This window comes from Pedobacter westerhofensis (genome assembly GCF_900182595.1).
GTDB lineage: Bacteria > Bacteroidota > Bacteroidia > Sphingobacteriales > Sphingobacteriaceae > Pedobacter > Pedobacter westerhofensis.
Genome location: NZ_FXTN01000006.1, coordinates 38,719 through 57,993 on the forward strand (window position 1 = coordinate 38,719; position 19,275 = coordinate 57,993).

Below are 19,275 nucleotides of genomic sequence, written 5' to 3' on the forward strand. Positions count from 1 at the left end.
CTACATCATGGAAGAGACACACAACCAGCGCCTGCCCAATACCACAGCAAAAGAGACACGGGGCGACAATGAGGACATCATTTCAGGTGCAAGGAACACAGACCAGCTAGAGAAACTGCAGCAAAAGGTAAAAGAAAACCCAGCCCGAATTGAACACAAAGAAGGAACCCCGGCAGTGGTCATAGTAAATAACGGCGGACCAGAACAAAATCACAAACAAAGCATCGGAAAACCGCTATCAGCAAAAGGCCATGCGCTGATGGACTATGCTCTTGTCGCAAGCCTGCTCCTGGTACCCCACCTATTGGGCATGAATAAAAACGCAAAAAGAATCTATGCTGCTGAAGCCCTGACGCTGTTGCCATATGTTGCGCTCACCAAACAACCATTTTCAATAAAAGGCCTGATCCCATTCTCAACGCATGGTAAAATCGACCTGTTCAACGTTAGTCAGTTCGCGTTACAAACCTTATTCAAGCCCTTTCGAAGCAGTAAAAAGGAACTCATTTTTAACCTTAGTTTTACCGCAATTGCAGGCCTTACCGTCCTGTTAACCGATTGGAAACAGCAGCAACCTGCCAAGAGTTAACAAATAAAGACAAGAAAACCCCTGCCTCTGCAGGCAGGGGTTGGATGTAAAACACCAATTGAATGATTTGCTGTTGTCTTTCTCTGTAATCTCTTTACAGATCTCATCCGCAAGATCTCTCAGATCCTACATCGCCTTGTGAACTCGAGTACCGGCCGAAACATTAGTATGGTACTGCTATCAGAAAATCCATTGCAACAGGCTTTAATACCGGGAGTAATTCTTTCGTCTTCTCAAATTACCCATATGATTTATCCTATGATCAATTGAAATTTGTATTTCCAAATCCTACCCAAATGTTTACCCAGAAGTTATAACGAGAGGCCCTGTTTTTTACCTGCTTTCTGGCTCTGGTCTTTAGTCTCATTAATTTTCGTACTTTGGGCCTTGTCCTTTAGCTCCAGCTGATCACGGCGGACGGAAACACCTTTCTCATCCTTAATATTAATGGTGCGCAAACGCGGATTAGCCTCAATAAAGAGTACTGCCTCTTTACCATCTTTAGTAAAAGTAACCGCAGATGAATTACCAGCCTTAAGCGATTCCATCAGATCTTTTCTTTCCTCGGGACGGCTAAGTTCGGCAATAGGGAACTTATCTAATGCCTTTTCAAGATTGTAGCCGTACCGCTCGTTGAATTGCTCCATCTTATGATTCCCATAGTTATCCTTTTGCGAGAAATCCACTTTCAGCCAAGCCTGATAAGCATCACCGTCACCATTTACAAGAGACTTATTGACGGCTCTACCAGCCACCAGATTGAAAGCTTCATCCGCTCCCATATTATTGCCATTGCGAATCCTAAATTCCTGGGTTTTATCATGCGCCTGGTCACCGGTTTTTAACGTCGCCTGATAACTGTTAAAGAAATACATATCCGAAGTATCAGACTTACGGAAATTCAGGTCATACTGAACTGTTTCATTTCCACGATTCGCGTCATGCGTCAACTTAATATCCGGCTTTTGCGTCTCCACTTCCTTTACTAATTTATTGGCAACCTCTACCGGGAAGTCCAGACGTTCGAGCGTATTTTTCAAAAACGCTAAATTGTTCTCGTTCATAATTCTAATATTTATATGAATAATTAATCTACTTTTTCACCTTCCGGGTATTGTCACGAAGCAAAACCGGGTAACCTGAATCGAGTCGTTGCTTCGCCCGTTTAATCTTTTTAGAAAGCAAACCTTTCGCCGCTCCTAGACCAGCCCCAGCAATCTGAATTCCCAGATTCTGATCAATACCACCCAGCCCAATCCCACTCATAGCGTCAACGCTTCCCGAACCTACAGCATCTGCCAGCAGCGCTTCTGGTGCGTTAATCCCCCTCATTCCATCACGTTTGTCATAGGTACTCAGGGAAACTGGGATAATGGAAGTACCTAGCCGGATATTTTTGATTTCCAGTGTAATCCGCTGGTTACTGAACTCCGCAAGCCCAAATACAGAATGTCCCTTAGGTAGAAACTGACCGTTAATGGTTACAGAATCCAGTAAACGAATCTCAATTACTGAACCTTGCGTCACTTTGACCGGCCCGGCGACAAATGCAGGGATCGCACGAAATATACTATCCGGCGCCACTAAAGCAGGTGCGGCAGGCCGCACCAATTCCGGGTTCTGAACAGCCAGGATTTTATCCATTAAACTACCCAGTTGCTGCATTTCCGGATCTACTCCGGCAGGTTCTTTCATATGCTCCATCAGCTTTTCCAACCGGGTTACATCTGCGCTCAAAGAAGGATCAGTACTAGCAATAGGCTTTGATCCACTGACCGAATGATCCCGAACCGCTGGTCCGCTGGGCGCATTGACCTGGGCGCTGATCTCCGCCAGCCGTTTATTGATAGCTACTTCCGACGCATCAGCTTTGCCATTAGATGGCATATCCACCGCAGTATGAGCAGCCAGCAATTGCGCGCCGGCCAAATTGGTAGAATCTTTTTGAGCCTTGTCAAACAGGCTCATAATATTCTCCTCCTTTTTATCCTTCAGCTGGGCATCAGGCAAAACCATATTCATGCCCTTACTTGGCTGGACCTCTGTTACAGGAGCTTCAGAACCGCCTCCTAAGGCAGCAAAAGCCATAGTAATAAACGGTAATACCAACGCTGGCAGCACCACTAAAAACTTTCTTCGCTTTAAAAAAGCGGAATCGCGAGTTGTACTCATAAGCTTAAAATTTTATGTTATTAATTTTTTTTATTTGAATGGCCAAGAATAAAATACTCTCTACCAGATCGAAGAAACAATGAGGTAAATGCAGTAGCTTCCAGTTAAAAGGAAAAATGAGATCAGCAGCATAAACCACTGAGCCGGCGAATAGCTATCCGTTTTCCCGTTTAGCCAGCGTGCGATTCTGCGGAAAAGAGTTTCCAAACTCTTTGAAACCTTCTCCGAGAAGCCACCGGTCCCAGTCTTCTTTCCCAAAGGCCTACTGAACAGCCCCATCACCATAATCATTAGGTACATCTTTATTTTCCAAAATTTCCCAGTGCTGGATCATAAATCCATGTGGGTTGTCATCCGTCTGGGTTTTCAAATCCCTGATCTGACCCCGGGTCACCAGCTTTCTGACAGTTGTACTGCTGGAGCGGATCAGGCGCTGAGTCGCATAGGTAGTAAAAGCATAGGGATAAACATCAATGTTCAGTACCGTACTGTCGACATCTATTTCCTGAGAGATGCTGGCTGAAATCAAGTTATTGTAATATCCACTCTCCATGAGGTTATCGTACTGCTTTTTAGCGGAAAGGTCTGCTAAAAACAGGGACTTGGATACAGAAGCCTTGATTGCTTTGTCCTCAGGTGAAAGGTCAAAAAAGTACTGGTGAAAAGTCTTAATGTGATCTCGCAGCTGCACCGGAAGATTACTTTTCCTATCTGAGGATACCGCCTGCAAAACCTTCCCGTTATACAGGATATAAATCCGCTCATCCTTTTCGTTTGCCAACTGGCACCAATAATAAATCCCGAAGCAAATGCAAAAGGTATTGGCAAAAATCAGCAGATAGCTGAACAGCTTGATGTGCCTGAAAGCAGTATCTATATTTTTGAGTTGTGTAAACATAGGCTTAAAAATTAGTCGTCACTTTTGAGTTTGTTATTGAAATAATCATTACTCTGGGATTTACTTCCGCCCTTTAAACTCCGGGCACCGTCGCCTAAAGCATCAGCAACCATTCCGCCAGCTCCGGTAACTGTTCTGGTCGAAGTGCTTGCAGTGCCGACTACCAGCGAATTCACCTTGGACACAATTGAGTTTCCGCCACCTGCATGTACAACATAGTTTGCCACAGTGGGTACCGAGAAATAACCTATTATGCCAATGATCAGAAAGACCAAATACGTCGTATCAGTCGTACTAAAGAAGGTATCACCCTGCTGGTTCACCTGAGAGATGTCATAGCGCAGCATGTTTTCCTGCACCTTTCCGATAATGCTCCCGAAGATATTGGCAATCGGCAGCCAGAGAAATACATTCACGTACCTGGCGATCCAAACCGTCAGGGTATGTTCAAAGCCATCAAAAACGGCAAAAGCTAAAACGAGCGGACCCAGGATGGCAAGGATGAGCAAATAAAATGTACGTATGGTATTGATGCAAAGCGAAGCTGCCGCATAAACCACCTCTAAAACCTCGCTCATCCATTGTTTAATGGAGTTGCGAAAATTATAAGAAGCTTTGGCCATCGCAAAATCTATCCCATGCGCCAGCCGGTCAAGCATTCCCTCATCCTGCCTGTTGGGGTCCTCCGGGTGGGCGTACTTATACCAGCGATCCGAATCCCCATTTCCATCTTCACCAACATACATTTTGAACGGATCTGTTTTTTTAATCGCATTCTCCTTCTGTTTCAATAGTACCGCAATTGCCTGGTCAGAATTTTTCACCATCGCCGAAGTAGCAGAAACAGTAGGCTCCAATACGCCATTCATCAGCGCAATTAAAGAGGGAAAGAGCAAAATTGCCAGCCCCAACGCAAAGGGGCGCATCAGCGGGTAAAAGTCTATAGCTTCCGCCTGAGCAATATTCTTCCACACCCGGGAACCAATATAAATCAAGGCCGCAAACCCAGCTAGTCCCCTGCCCACACCGATCAAATTACTGCATAGCGGCAGCATCTCCTTGTACACCTGATCCAGTACCAGGTGCATGCTTTTCATCTCACCGGCCAGCCCCTGTGCAAAGGAAAGTACCGGAGAACAAACCAGCAGCACCATTGCAAAAGCGGCAACAAGCATTTTAAAAATTCTATTCATACCATTCCATTAAGGGTTAGACTTAAACAATTCTTGCATACTGGAAACATCACGCTGTTCCAGCTCCCGCTGCCGCGCAATCTCCATTCCCTGCATATTAAAGTGCCGCAGAAACAGCAGCTTTTCCTGCATATCTTCATCGATTTTATCAATAGCGGAAAGCCGCTCCTCATCTGACATGCGCAGCTCCCCGGCGGTAATCACCATCAGCAGGGATTCCAGATTCGACAAGCTTTGTTTATTCAGCTGAACGTAAACTGCAGCCAGGTAATCTATCTCTCTAGCATTGAACCGGTCGGAAGACTGAAACCTGGAAAGAGCAGACTTATATTCTGAAAGAATCGTACCCTGAGCTGTGATAATATCCACAATCTTGTGGTACCGGCGAACCTCCGGGCTGACCGCCATTAGGCCATCAAGGAAAGTTCGGTGCAAAGAGAAACTGCCTTGGGAAACATCCCGCACTGCATTATATCCCGTACTGACGATCTGGTAGCCGGCTTTCATATCGCTCAGGATGCTTTTGAACTGGGTGAGCTTCTCCACATTTAAGAGCAATTGCTGCACTTCAGTGGATTGAGCAGTCGCCCGCATGCTTAGACCTGGAACCAACCAAAATAACCACACTGAAAAAGACAAAATGAAAAATCTATTGAATCTCATGCCACCTCCTGATCTGATTTATGGTCTGCTGCTCTCCTTCGCGTTGCCGAGTGAGCTGGTCAAGGTCACCTGAAAAAGCAAGCGCAAAACCACGCTTATTCTCCATAGACGTGCGCAAAAGTTCAAGCCGCGCAAGTCGTTCATTGTCTTTCATGTCCAGCTTACCAGAAGTAATAATCAGCAGAAAATCCTCCAGTTCTACGGCGCATTCAGCAAGAAGATTCGCTTTCACTACTGAAACAAAAGCACGATTATCCGCATTCAGTCCGGAAGAGTCCCAACTTTTCAAGATAGAAATGACCTCAAAGCCACCGTTTAAAACCTGAGTTACCACCGCGCTTCCTTTGACAGAAGGGTTTACGGCTCCAAGAGCAGCGAAAAAATTCCGGTGCAAATTGAACTCCCCATTATTAATGTCTTTGACCGCATGAATACCCTTACCTACAATATCATACCCTTTCCTCGCATACCCTATATACACTTGGAGCGCGGCAATCTGCTGAATGAGATATTTCTTCTGCGTTTTCTTTTGCTTAAATATCTCATCCCAGGTCTGAGCCGAAGCGCCACGCCCCGTTAGCACCAGTAAAACCACAAATGTCAGTGCCAACAGTTTTCTACTCAATCCCATACAACCTCCTCATTAAATTAAAATCCCCCGATTCCTTTGCCCTAGAAAGACTCACAGAAACCTGGCTGGAATTGAACTGTTTCAGATCCTGGTAATTCTCCTCCATGCGCTGGGAGACCTGGTTAATGATCTCCAGCCGCTTTGCATCACTCATCTGTACCTTAAAGGAATTTACCACCAATAGCAGCTGATCGATATTTTTAAGACTCGCATCCAAGATGCCTCTATGCACCTCCTCCATCAATTCCAGTTCATCAGGGCGGAAATGTTTATCCTTTGCGAAAAGATCTTTGGCCTGCCGGTATTCCGACAGAATATCCGCCTGCCTCTGGGTGATGTCTTTAATCCGCTGGTAATAGGCGATAGCTGATTTTACCCTGGATAGCTCACCAAAGTATTTCCCGTATAGCTCTTTTTGCCTAGTCGTCCAGTCAGCGATCTCAGTTAGCTTTAGCTTTGATAAAGTATTTTCCAATACCTTTTGCGCATTTTGTAGCCAAATCGTTTCATTTTGTAAGCGCTGTACCCGAAGATCAATAGCAGTAATCACTTTCTTTACCCCTGCTTTGATGACCTCAGCAATAGCGATCTGGGCATTTACGTGTTGGGTGGGCATTGAAACAAGAAGAACCACCAAGCTCAGCGGCATCACCACCATATATACTTTTGCCGAGCTCAGCCCCTGGCGAAATATACCCGCCCTTTGTTTTTTTATATTTTCTTTCATGTTCTGCGGATTAGGGTTCTAACACCTTTTGATATTCGCGCTTAACTAGCAGCAAACTTTTACCACCGGCAAAAAATCTGATCCGCTTATCTTCGCCCTCTATGGCAAGGATTGCAGTTTCAGCATCATACTTGCCGAAAAATTCCTGAACCTTGATTTCCTCAGGCTGCAGCTTTCCGCTCCTTATCTTCTGGAAACCCGATCTTCGAATCACCCGGTAATCTTTCTCACCATCAACATTTAAAATCAGTAGCGTATCCTTAGAAATGCTGTATTCTCCGGACTCAGTGCTCACATAAGTTCCGGTAACCTTATCGCCCGAACTTCGGTCGCAGGAGGCCAGTATTAGTACGGCAAGACATGCTAGAGCGCTCCCAGCGTCCAGTAGCCAAATTTTTATTTCTTTCATCGTCAAAACGTTTAAGGTGACGGAGCTTTCTTACGGCGAAGCTCCTCAGCCAGTACAGTAATACCTTTTTCCATGCTGCCGTACTTTTCAGCATATTCCATGACCCGAAGTTTTTCACTTTCCTCAGTCGTGTAGGCTAAATATTCAGCAGCGGACAACTCATTGCGGTAAACGCTGAGCTTTTGCCCCCCCTGATCAATAAAGACCTCCCGGTAAGTCTTCCCTTTTTCATTGGCCTTATTCACTGATAATAGGAGGGTTTTGGCTTTTTCAGAAAGTCCTAAAGTCTGCTGCAAACCGTCGAACTTGTTTATGAACTTGCGCATATCCAAAAGGATTTTGGTATCTGACAGATTGATCACCGTCTCCTTGATGATTGGGGAAGAAATCAAATCATCTACCTCCTGGGTTATCAGCGCAGCGATCCCATTGAACTTTCGGACCGTTTTATATAAATACTTGATAAAATGGCTCATGCCTGTTTTGGCTATGGCGATCCAGGCCTCATCAATAGTTAAGATCTTGCGCTGCCCTTTGAGCTTACGCATCTTGGAAATAAACATTTCCATAATAATGATCGTCACTACCGGAAAGAGCACCTCATGCGAGCGGATATTGTCGAGTTCAAAGACAATAAAACGTTCATTCAATAAATCAAGGTTCTGTGTGGCATTCAGTAAATAGTCAAACTCGCCACCTTTGTAATAAGGATTCAGCACATAAAGCAGGTTGCTAAGATCAAAGTCCTTTTCTTTCACCTTACCATTTTCCATCACCTGCGTATATTCCAGCATTAGAAAATCATAAAAAGAATTAAAGCCAGGGAAAACAGCAGGTTTTTTAGCTAGATGTTCATAATACATAGTAATGGCACCCGATACCGCTACATACTCGGAGCGGCTGAAATGATCACCATCCCTTTTCCAAAGCGCCAGCAGCAAAGTTTTCAGACTTTCCTTCTTCTCAATATCCAGCGAATCTCCGGGAGCAAGATAAAACGGATTGAATTTGATCGGGTTCTCCTCAGTGTAAGTAAAGTAATACCCGCCAACTAACTCACAAAGCCCCTTGTAGCTGCCACCGATATCAATGGTGACGCAGTGCGTACCCTGGTCATAAAGCGTACGGAGCATATGGTTACAAGCCATCGACTTTCCAGCACCACTACCACCGCAAATAAACAGGTTTCGATTGGTCACCAGCCCAGAATCCATTGGCTGATCAAACAGGTCTATATAGACCGGCCTGCCAGAATTCCGGTCACCAAAACGGATACCCTTTCCGTCGGATTTGGCATTACTTTCCATATTTAAAAAACAACTTGCCTGTTCAACGAACGTATCAAAAGTATCATTGAGCGGAAAATCGGCAGCATTTCCAGGAATGCCTGCCCACCAGATTTGAGCCGCTCCATCAGTTTCCTGTTTGGCAACCGCATCCATACTTGCCATCGCAGAACTGACCTTATTACGGATCTCCTGCAATTCAGCCCTGTCACTTGTCCAGGCCATCACATTGAAATGCGCCTTGATGGGGAGCCTTCCCTCTGCCACTGCCTCATTTAAAAAATCATTAACCGCATCACGGCTCACTGCGTTTTCACGGGAATAAGCCGACAGCGAATGCAGGCGCAGCTTTTTAGCTTCCAAGCCTTTGATCGTCTTTTGCGGATCACCAATGAAAAAATACTGGTTATATTGGTGATTACAGTCCAGCAGTAACCCTAAATGTGCCGCAAAACCCAAACTGAATTTTGATTTATCGGTACTATACTTGTCGTAATTGACCCGGCTGCCACATAGTGAAGGCAGGTCTTCCACATCAGCCAGTGAAAATAGCTGGCAGTAGTTTTCTCCAATTCTAATCTCTTCTTTTAAATGCACGTCTCTCAGCAGTGGACGTTCACCAGCAGGAATCAGCGAACAATAGGATTCGATGATCCCGGTTTTACCCGTAGTTCCGGCAAGTTCATCATCAGATAACTGGCGTAAAGAAACAAGACCACTATCAGAAAGTATCCGCTCAAAACCGCCGACCTTCTCCATAAAATCTGCGAACAATGAAGGAATAGTCGTTTGCCTGGGCGCGATACTTTTACGCATCAGCCCCGAATAACCACTTGTCGCAGCTCTTCTACCGTCAGGCTTTTTGGTGATCATCAAATAGCAGGTATGTTCCAGAAAAACACGCCCGTCAAAAGCTTTCTCACCCGCCAGCGTTAAAAAAGTTTGCGACCCATCAACATTGGCCTGGTGCCGGGTCCTTATAAAGGTATCCTGCTTGTGGACCACAGTATCAAAAGGCAAAGTTTTTAAAGCCTTTACCCAGGTATGGTGCGCAGCCTCATACTCCGCAGATCCAAGCGTGAAAATATCCGCGTGATCGACCTTGAACACTACCGTCAAATCTCCCTGCATCGAAACAATACAGCCATGCTCTAGGTTATAGATCGGGAATACCTTGCTAAAATCTATCGGCTTTGACATACGCTTGAATTTAAATTGGTAAATAAACTGCGGCGTCGCGAACAAAGCGCAGCAGGAATAATGCGTTTTGCATTGCTCTTTAGCAGCCCATACTGCCCATATTTATGACTCATACGGATCACAGTCATAAAAAGTGCAATCCCTAAGACCCCAATGACAACGATACACAGATATAAGCTTAGCCCGCAGAGATACAGCGCAGCAAAGAGCAGGAGCAAACCGACTAGACCAGCAGCTAAAAAGCCGATGTACTGTGCTTTTAGTCCGCGAAATTCGATTGCACGACCCACACCTTTATTGATCTGATAAACGCTGCTCATATTCCAAAGAAAGATTTAAGGACCGTAGCCACCACCACAAGAAAAATACAACTCCCAAACCAAGCAGTCGCCACCTTCGTGGTATCCGGTTCCCCCGCATTCCACTTGGAATAGACCTTCACTGCACCCACCAAGCCCATAATGGCACCAATCGCATACATCAGCGAAGTCCCGGTATCAAAGTATCCCTTGACCTTATTGGTCGCCTCACTGATCCCCTGATTCCCATCCTGCGCCTGGGCAACCTGCAGCATAAAAGCAAATACCGCAGCGCCCGCCGCAATGATTTTACCCGGAAAGGCAGGAAGCTTTACAGCAAACAAGTTCTCCAGCTCTTCAGTGCTGATTTCCCAATCCAGCTTCTCCCCGCACTCCAGGGAAATGTGTTCCAATACCTGCGGGCGGAGTTTGGATTGAAAAACCTCGCTGTAAGCTTCACCAATTTCGAGCAAGGACTTAGTCAATTTTCCCTTGTCCCATGATTTTTCTTTTGCCAGCGAGATGGTAAAGTTAAACTCTTCCATACAATCAGCCAGATCGTCCTGTACCAATTGATCGCGATCAGGATCCCTTCCAAAATCAAGCTCATCGAAACTCACACTGCTCACCCCCTCTTCAGGTAAAGCTTTACCCAAAACACCGGGAACTTCCTTTTCCGCAGCAATCAAATTTCGATTTTTGATTTTGCCAGCCTTACCCACAACAGCAGTTAAAAGCGCCCTCATCTCCTGCCTATAATACAGCAGTAAAACAACCGCATAGTAAATCACCAGGGAAAGCACCGTCATGATGCCATACTGCAACCAGCTAAAATTTGAAAACATAAGCCTTTGTCTTTAAGCCGCCTGCACCATTGCCGGCGGCGAAACAAAGGTTGCCGGATCGGGAATTTTTCATTCCCAACAGGGGACTGTATGGGGTGAGAAGACATCATCCCAGCCCCAAAACATTTTGATTCAGCGAGAGACAGGACCGTTAGTAACCTGGCGGCTTATATCTCAAATCTTCCTCCACCCGCTGCTGAATCGCCATCCCCATGGAATCAATAAATTTAGAAGGACTGCTGACTTTACGTTCCCGGATCTCTCCGAAAGTATGATGCACATCCCTAATCTTCACACTGAACATCCGCTCAAAGGCCGCCACAATCTCAGAAATCTGCGCGTTGCCATGATTGAGCTGCCCGGTATAATACAACCCATAAACCAGCTCACCTAGGTTCACAATCTTGCCCGTCCACTTGACCCCCGAATCAGGAGCCGACAGATCAGCCGCCACAGCAGTACCAGTCAACACAGCAATCTGCTTCAAAATCAGCTGCTGCATCTGCTCAAAAGCGATGAACTTAGCAAACATATAATCCATAGACGTAGAAAATAGCGGATCTGGATCCGGCATTTCGGGAATAATCAGAGAAGACATCTCGGCTCCCCTGATAAAATAAAGCTCATCCAACTCTACCGCCCCCGAGCGGTAATATTGGTATAAAAAAGCATACTGCTGAAAAAAGCGGCGCAGCTGCCTGAGCTCATCCTCAAAGTAAGCGCGCAGCATTTCAGTGGTTCCAACCGGCTTGTTCATTTCCAGATTATACCGCTCAAAGGCAAGGATTTTCTGGGCATAGAACTTAGGCTTAATGACCTTAAAGAAATGGATCTCCGCTGAAGGAGAATCAAAGTCATCAGCCAGAGTAAGCTGACGAAGTTCAATAAGGGAATTCCGGACAACCGCTAACGCATCTGCCAGATTTTTGACCTGTCCGGTATCACTGGCCCTTAGCACATCCAGTTCAGCGGTAAACTTCACATAGAGATTTTCAAAGATTTCATGATTCATAGCAACGATTAAAATAAACCCCACAGTCACCCGTTCACTGGCTTTTTATTAATTCACAACTGTTAGAGAAAAGTAGAATCTATCCATAAGCACATTGTTTTGGTGAGGCCAAAGTGCTAACACGAGATCAAAAAAATGTAAGGAAATACCCCTATTTTAAAAAGTACGGGAAAACCCTTACCCTCCATAGAGACAAAATGTGGTAATTGATGCGCGAGAACGCTAAATTATAATTGGATAACTCGACCTTGGTGATGGGTAATCAAATAAGAAGATTGAGATTTTACAAGAAGGCCTTCAAATTAGTCTTTTTTCAAAAGTAAAATGGATACGTTACTGAGATTTTTCTTCCCAATCTACATCTAGTAGATCTTTAGGAGCGACCCCTAAACCTTTGGCAAGATCAATAATTGTTAATAGAGTGGGATTAATTTTTCCATCAACATAGCGCTTTATGTCACTATGTTCAACATTACAATTGGCAGCTATTTTACGATAAGAAAGTCCACTTTTCTTTTTCAATACTAATAGCTTTTCCCCAAACTTATTTAAGTATCGCTCTTCCTTCTCGTCCATTCTTTTGTTTAAACGAAAGGTCAGCGAAAAGGTTAAAAATTTTGTTGTGTTTTAACACAACATTTCGTACATTAGATAAATTGAAAATTTAAAAATGAATTGATAGATTTGTAGCATCATATCGAATATAATTTATGGTGCTCACACGAACCTCAAATCCGCACAAAGCTTAGGAACTTTAAGGACAAAACGAGGATAGGTGAGCGCTCGGATTCCCTATACACACCTAGGGAGCCGGGCCTACTTATGGTTTTGTCCAGGTGCTACCTCGGTAGTAGTTTCTGTTTTACAGAAGCGCCGTCCTAAGCGGCCCGTTGTGCGGATTAACCAACGGTAGCCCGGCTCCTTCGGGAGTTTTTCGCACTGATTGGTTCGTGGTTTTGATTTTAATTAAAACTAAAAGCAATGGAACCAGCAATATTTACGACAATTTCCTTTATAAAATTACGGTCTTCATTAACGAGGTTGGTCGTTTCGTATGTTATAGATTTTGGTTATTTTAACAAACTAACGGAGGATAGCATTGCTCAAACACAGACTCCACCAAATCTTAAAATCACATACCAAGGTGAGTACCATTCTGTAAAGGTGGTACTCACCAATTTTTTCGTTCCTAACCTTTCTCAAAAGGAATTATTTAAGCTGATAATTAAATCACCCGTTTAAACGGCCAAATTAATCAGTGGGCGGCGGCATGTGATATAAAATGATTCCAGTCGCCTCGCTTTTTTGTAGTTTATCAACTGACCAACTTATTACTTATCAATATTTTCATGTTTCAAAAAACAACGATAAACATCGTACTGGCTATTCTTTGTCTGGATTTTTCGTCAATTGCCCAAGACAAAATAGCCAATATAACTGCCCTCAAAATCGGCGACAAGGTGCCGGACATTACAATAAATAACATCATCAACTACAAAGACGCAAACGGAAAACCTGCCAAAAGCATTAAAATATCGGACTTCAAAGGCAAGCTGCTCATCCTCGACTTTTGGGCAACATGGTGTGGCCCGTGCATTACTATGATACCTAAAATAGATAGTTTGCAAAAACAGTTTGCGCAAAAGGTCCAATTTTTTCCAGTAGCATATCAGTCGGAATCTGTCATCCAAACATTTCTTTCAAAATACCAAAGGCAGCAGCATATAACATACGAACTGCCAAATGTAACAGAAGATCAAGTGTTAGGTAAGTTGTTCCCTCATAAAGATTTACCTCATTTTGTTTGGATCAATAGTAATGGTATTGTTAAATCAATAACTGAATATGACATTGTCGATAAAGAACATATTGAGCAACTACTAAAAACTGATAGTATATCTGTAAGGCAAAAACATGACGTATTTGTGCCTTTTCAAAAAGATAAACCCTTATTGATTAATGGGAATGGTGGAAATGGTGATAATATCATGTTTCATTCGCTAATAACTCCCTATAGGGATGGTTTACCTTGGAGTGTTAATTTTGATTACCTCGAACCTGGAAAACCGAGACGTGTTACCGCATTAAATCAAAGTATTGCCAATCTGTTTGCAACGGCATTCGGTGGCGATACGTACTGGTTTGGAAGTAATAAAAGGATATTTCTATCTAAAGATTCAAGCAATTTAACGAGTAATTTGCATGGGCAAGCTGTAAAAAACTGGATGGGCAACGGTCACGGGTTTAGTTATGAATTGATTGTTCCCCCAAGTATGGCAAAAGACTTGTTCTTAAATATGCAAAGCGACTTACTTAGATTCTTTTCCCAGTATGATGTTAGCATCCAAAAAATTCCGACAAGATGTTTGGCTTTGGTAAGAACGTCGTCAATAGACAAAATCCAGTCCAAGGGAGGTCCTACCATAACTGATTTCGACAAACAGGGCTGTCAAATCAAAAATAATTACCTGATTCAACTAACCGGAAGGTTAGATATTCAGTATTTACAAAACCGCTCTCCTATTGTTGATGCTACAGGCTATAATAGCCCGGTTGACATAAATATAGATGCCAATCTTTCAAATTTAGATCAGCTTAATGCCGAACTAAAAAAATATGATCTCGCCCTGAAAGAAAGTGTACAGCCAATTGAAATGCTGGTATTCAAAGATAGAGAGTAACCAACTTTCAAAGCATTCTCACCCAACAATTTATCATTTATTGCATGAAAAAATATATACTCCTTATATTCCTAATATTTTGCACGATCCTAAGCGTTGCGCAACAAGAGTTTAATGGAACTGTAGTTTCATCATCTGGTCACGCTCCATTACCGGGAGCTAATGTTCAGGTCAAAGGCTCCAATATCCATTTTATTACAGATAGTGCTGGCCATTTTCATTCAAAACTCCAAGGCAATCCGCTAACCATTCAGATTTCCTACATCGGTTTTCGATCATTAGAAATAATAGTGAATTTACCAACAACCTCTCTTATTATTGCTTTGGAGCCTAATAGCAATGTATTAAACGAAGTAACTGTCTCCACTGGTTACCAGGACCTGCCAAGTGAGCGTGCCACCGGTTCGTTTACAAAAGTAGACAACCCCCTGATAAACCGTAGTGTGAGCACTGATATTGTGTCCCGCTTACAGGATGTGACTTCCGGCCTCATATTCAACAGGGGCAAGGGAGCTGTTAAAAACGATATTAGTATCCGGGGCCTCAGCACGATCTTTGGGAATGCCCAACCACTAGTCGTCGTTGATAATTTTCCTTATAATGGTGATTTAACCAATATCAATCCGAATGATGTAGAAAGCATTACTATTCTTAAAGATGCGGCCGCCGCGTCAATTTGGGGATCAAGGGCGGGGAATGGCGTTATTGTTATCACCACTAAAAAAGGAAAAAATAATCAGCCTTTAAGAATAAGCTTTAACGCCAATATTAATATAGTTGACAAGCCCAATTTGCTCTACAAAAAGATGATGAGTAGTGCTGATTACATCACAACCGAAGAACGATTATACTCGGAGGGCTACTACCAAAACACGATCTCTGCTTATAACGCTGCTGTTATTACGCCAGTTCTTGAATTACTCAATGCGGAATCTAATGGGACTATTAATGCTGCACAAGCTAAATCACAAATTAGTGGCCTTAAAAATCAAGATATCAGAAATGACTTGGCAAAATATTTTTTTCAAAAGAGCATCAATCAACAATATTCCATTAATTTTAGTGGAGGATCGGAAAACCAGCAATATTATGTTTCCGGCGGTTATGATAAAAATTTGGACAACCTCGTTGGCAATGGCTATGACCGGTTAACCTTAAACGCGAACAATACTTATAATCTGTTCAATAAAAAACTTGAAGTACGTACCGGGATTTATATTACTCAAAGCAAAACCACGACTGACAATCCAGGTATTGAACAAATCACATACAATGGATCGTCTCTTTATCCCTATGCTCGTTTAGCAGATAGCCAGGGAAACCCGCTTGCAATTAATAAAGACTATCGGGATGGATTTATTCAAAGTGCTCAAAATTCCGGCTTTTTAGACTGGACTTATAAACCGCTTGATGAAATCCAAAATGCAAATAATACCAGCAGCATCACAGACTATAAGTTAAATGCGGGTTTGAAATACCGGTACAATGCAGACCTGAATGCACAAATTCTTTATCAGTATCAAAGATCAGGGAATGAAGCCCGTAACCTGCAAAGTCAAAATACTTATTACACTAGGAACCTGATTAACCAATATACACAAGTCAACCCTGACGGAAGCCTTACTTTACCAATGCCGCTTGGCGGTATATATGATTTCCAGAACTCAACTGGGATAGGCCAGGATTTACGGGCACAATTAAATTATCACAAATCCTGGAATAATAAAAATGAACTCGCTGCAATCGGAGGATACGAAATGAGAGCTTTACATACAACCGGTAGTTCGTATCGGCTGTATGGTTATGATCCTGTACATGAAACCAGTCAGGCTGTAAATTTTTTAGACTATTATACTTTATATAATGACCCCTATATCGCCAGTACTATATCTTATAGCAATGGTCAAACTAATCTGCATGATAATTATAGGTCATATTATTTTAATGGCTCCTACACATTCGATAAGCGCTATACATTGTCCGGCAGTATCAGGCAGGACGCATCCAATTTATTCGGAGTAAAAACCAATCAGAAAGCGGTGCCGTTATTTTCAACAGGGTTAAGCTGGAATATAACAAACGAATCTTTTTATAAATGGGAACTGATACCCGTGTTAAAACTAAGGGCTACATATGGGTACAACGGAAATGTCAACAAAACCGTCACAGCCTATACTACCGCCTATTACTACGATGCTTCCCAAAGCGGTATTCATCAACCTTACGCCACGATTATTAATCCTCCCAATCCGGAGCTTAGATGGGAACGCGTGCAGGTAACTAATCTTGGCGTTGACTTTAGCAGTAAAAACAATATCATCACGGGCTCTATAGAATACTATCGGAAAGATGGCAAAGACCTGATCGGAACCGTCCCTTATGCGCCATCTACCGGCATATTAACTTTCAGCGGCAATACAGCTAATACAAATGGCAGGGGTTTCGACCTTATTCTTAATACGAAAAATATTGACCGAGAGCTAAAATGGAATACAAACTTCCTGTTGAGTAAGGTTTCTGATAAGATAATTAAGTATTTATACGCTTCTCCGGTATCCAGTTTACTACAGTACGGGGATGGACTATCTCAAGCACCATTAGTTGGGAAACCACTATATGCACTTTACAGTTACAAATGGAATGGCCTTGACCCGGCAACGGGTGATCCGCAGGGGTATCTTAATGGACAAGCTAGCAAGGATTACTCTGCGATCATTTCTTCTGCAACCCCTGATAATATTGTATACAGTGGTTCTGCGCGCCCTACAGTTTTTGGTTCTTTTAGGAACACTTTTCAGTACAAGGGTTTCTCCATTTCTGCCAATATTACCTATAGGCTAGGATATTATTTCAGAAAAAGCTCGATTGGTTATGGCAGCGACTATGGTTTAGGCGGGGACGGAGACTATAATCTGCGTTGGCAAAAGTTAGGTGATGAACAGTACACCTACGTTCCGTCTATTCCGAATGTTCCAAATAATAACAGGGATATGTTTTACAGTTTTTCAAGTGTACTTGTTCAAAAAGCAGATAATATTAGGCTTCAAGATGTCAACTTCAGTTATGATCTGTACCGACAAGGAATAAAGCAACTTCCGTTTAGGCACATCCAGTTCTACGTTTATGCCAATAATCTTGGCTTGTTATGGAAAACGAATAAGGCAGGAATTGACCCGGATTATCAAACCGGACCACCACCCAAAGCGATGGCCTTTGGAATCAAAACAGATTTTTAATTGATTTTTAAAGAAAATATGAAAAGATATAATTACCTCTTAGCTACATTTTTATTGTTGTACCTTTTTAGTTCGTGTCAAAAGAGTTTTTTAAATGAGAAACCTGACCAAGCATTATTAGTACCGGAGAGTCTATCTGATTTCCAGGCATTACTCGACAATTTAAATATTATGAATGTTACTCCGTCTTTACAGAACGTTGCAACGGACGATTATTACACGACTGATAATGGTTGGAGTGCATTGTCATCTCCTGCGGAAAAAAATAGTTATATATGGCTCAGCGATATTTATGAAAATCAGACTAACCAAGACTGGAATATACCTTATAAGCAGGTATTTTATGCCAATGTCGTACTGGATGGACTGAATCAGATAGGTCCTGGCAATACATCACAAAACACCTATAATCAGATTAAAGGCAGTGCGCTTTTTTACAGGGCATTCGCGGAATATAATCTTATTCAGATGTTTGCAGCAGATTACGACCCAGCTACAGCTTCTCAACTTCCTGGAATCCCGGTTCGCTCTTCGTCGGATGTGAACATCAAGTCAACCAGGGGAAGTATAAAAGAAACTTATGAAGCAATTGTTGCGGATCTGAATAATGCAGCACTATTGCTCAGTAATACTGCAGCCTTTAAATCCAGGCCCTGTAAAACGGCAGTATATGCTTTACTTTCGAAGATCTATTTAAGTATGCGAAATTATAGTCAGGCACAGGCATTTGCTACGGCTTGCCTGAATCTTAATAGTTCATTGATCGACTACAACACTATTTTGACTTCAGCATCTAGGCCTTTTCCACCACCGCTAACGGCTGACAATAAAGAAGTGATCTTTTACGCCACTTTAAATTCCTATTCTTTTAATAGGGCGGCAACCACTTATGTAAATGCTGATTTGTATAATGCTTATAATAGCAATGACCTGCGAAAAACAGCTTATTTTAATATGAGGGGTACTGGATACAATTTTAAGGGAACCTATACAGGTAATGTATCTTTCTTTGCCGGTCTGGCAACCGATGAAATATATTTTATCAGGGCTGAATGCGAAGCGCGATTAAATAATTTGACAGAAGCGTTGACAGATTTAAACACCGTAATGGCGCTTAGATTTGTTAATGGTACTTACACGAATTATACGACCACAGATCCCAATCAGGCACTTATTAAAATTTTGCTGGAAAGAAGAAAAGAATTAATTAGCCGGGGAGTGAGGTGGTATGATTTAAAACGATTGAATAGAGAAGCTTCTACTGCTGTGACACTTTCCCGTTCACTTCGAGGACAAAATCACACCCTGCTTCCTAATAGTAATCGGTACGTTTTTCCGATTCCTGATGATGAGATTGCCGCTAATGGCCTTCCTCAGAACCCGAGATAATAAATTTAGATTAAGGAACGACTTAGTTAAATACTTAACCAAGTC

The 19,275-nt window shown here is 42.8% G+C and carries 17 protein-coding genes; 4 read left to right on the top strand and 13 right to left on the bottom strand.

Features of this window, described 5'->3' with window-relative positions; genetic code table 11:
• Positions 1–7 precede the first annotated feature (7 nt).
• A complete protein-coding gene (locus FN831_RS12580) occupies positions 8–589 on the top strand; it encodes a hypothetical protein (RefSeq protein WP_142528571.1) in 582 nt (193 codons plus the stop codon).
• A 311-nt stretch (positions 590–900) separates the two neighbouring features.
• On the opposite strand, the gene FN831_RS12585 is transcribed toward FN831_RS12580, so the two are convergent.
• From FN831_RS12585 to FN831_RS12645, 13 genes are all read right to left on the bottom strand, one after another.
• A complete protein-coding gene (locus tag FN831_RS12585) occupies positions 901–1,629 on the bottom strand; it encodes a hypothetical protein (protein ID WP_142528572.1) in 729 nt (242 codons plus the stop codon).
• A gap of 52 nt (positions 1,630–1,681) precedes the next feature.
• The gene (gene traM / locus FN831_RS12590) at positions 1,682–2,677 is read right to left on the bottom strand and encodes a conjugative transposon protein TraM (protein WP_246101503.1); all 996 of its coding nucleotides are present in this window, start codon (positions 2,675–2,677) and stop codon (positions 1,682–1,684) included.
• A gap of 346 nt (positions 2,678–3,023) precedes the next feature.
• Complete coding sequence (gene traK / locus FN831_RS12595; RefSeq protein WP_142528573.1) at positions 3,024–3,659, bottom strand: conjugative transposon protein TraK; 636 nt, start codon at positions 3,657–3,659, stop codon at positions 3,024–3,026.
• Between the two features lie 11 nt (positions 3,660–3,670).
• Positions 3,671–4,852, bottom strand: coding sequence for a conjugative transposon protein TraJ (traJ, locus tag FN831_RS12600; protein WP_185960465.1), 1,182 nt, complete (start codon positions 4,850–4,852; stop codon positions 3,671–3,673).
• Between the two features lie 9 nt (positions 4,853–4,861).
• Complete coding sequence (locus tag FN831_RS12605; protein WP_142528574.1) at positions 4,862–5,446, bottom strand: TerB family tellurite resistance protein; 585 nt, start codon at positions 5,444–5,446, stop codon at positions 4,862–4,864.
• 55 nt (positions 5,447–5,501) lie between these two features.
• Entirely contained in the window at positions 5,502–6,146 is a 645-nt protein-coding gene (locus tag FN831_RS12610; protein ID WP_142528575.1) for a hypothetical protein, read from the bottom strand.
• Positions 6,133–6,873 (bottom strand): conjugal transfer protein TraI, encoded by a 741-nt coding sequence (locus FN831_RS12615; protein ID WP_394348304.1) that lies wholly within the window; start codon positions 6,871–6,873, stop codon positions 6,133–6,135. Before FN831_RS12615 ends, FN831_RS12610 begins: the two co-directional genes overlap by 14 nt.
• 10 nt (positions 6,874–6,883) lie before the next feature.
• Positions 6,884–7,282, bottom strand: coding sequence for a hypothetical protein (locus tag FN831_RS12620; RefSeq protein ID WP_142528576.1), 399 nt, complete (start codon positions 7,280–7,282; stop codon positions 6,884–6,886).
• 11 nt (positions 7,283–7,293) lie between these two features.
• The gene (locus FN831_RS12625; protein WP_142528577.1) at positions 7,294–9,768 is read right to left on the bottom strand and encodes a TraG family conjugative transposon ATPase; all 2,475 of its coding nucleotides are present in this window, start codon (positions 9,766–9,768) and stop codon (positions 7,294–7,296) included.
• Positions 9,753–10,088: a DUF4133 domain-containing protein gene (locus FN831_RS12630; RefSeq protein ID WP_142528578.1), complete on the bottom strand. Its 336-nt coding sequence runs from the start codon at positions 10,086–10,088 to the stop codon at positions 9,753–9,755. The genes FN831_RS12625 and FN831_RS12630 overlap by 16 nt, the downstream gene beginning before the upstream one ends.
• The gene (locus tag FN831_RS12635; protein ID WP_246101517.1) at positions 10,085–10,375 is read right to left on the bottom strand and encodes a DUF4134 domain-containing protein; all 291 of its coding nucleotides are present in this window, start codon (positions 10,373–10,375) and stop codon (positions 10,085–10,087) included. The genes FN831_RS12630 and FN831_RS12635 overlap by 4 nt, the downstream gene beginning before the upstream one ends.
• A gap of 688 nt (positions 10,376–11,063) precedes the next feature.
• Positions 11,064–11,924: an RteC domain-containing protein gene (locus FN831_RS12640; RefSeq protein ID WP_142528579.1), complete on the bottom strand. Its 861-nt coding sequence runs from the start codon at positions 11,922–11,924 to the stop codon at positions 11,064–11,066.
• A gap of 333 nt (positions 11,925–12,257) precedes the next feature.
• Positions 12,258–12,500, bottom strand: coding sequence for a helix-turn-helix domain-containing protein (locus tag FN831_RS12645; protein WP_142528580.1), 243 nt, complete (start codon positions 12,498–12,500; stop codon positions 12,258–12,260).
• A 773-nt stretch (positions 12,501–13,273) separates the two neighbouring features.
• Between FN831_RS12645 and FN831_RS12650 the strand changes: the two genes are divergently transcribed.
• From FN831_RS12650 to FN831_RS12660, 3 genes are read left to right on the top strand one after another with little or no spacing between them, the layout of a single operon-like run.
• Positions 13,274–14,605 carry a TlpA family protein disulfide reductase gene (locus FN831_RS12650; RefSeq protein ID WP_142528581.1) on the top strand — a complete coding sequence of 444 codons (1,332 nt, stop codon included), beginning with the start codon at positions 13,274–13,276 and terminating at the stop codon, positions 14,603–14,605.
• Between the two features lie 44 nt (positions 14,606–14,649).
• The gene (locus tag FN831_RS12655) at positions 14,650–17,841 is read left to right on the top strand and encodes a SusC/RagA family TonB-linked outer membrane protein (protein ID WP_142528582.1); all 3,192 of its coding nucleotides are present in this window, start codon (positions 14,650–14,652) and stop codon (positions 17,839–17,841) included.
• On the top strand, positions 17,842–19,230 hold the full coding sequence (locus tag FN831_RS12660) for a RagB/SusD family nutrient uptake outer membrane protein (protein ID WP_142528583.1): 1,389 nt from the start codon (positions 17,842–17,844) through the stop codon (positions 19,228–19,230).
• Positions 19,231–19,275: the final 45 nt, after the last annotated feature.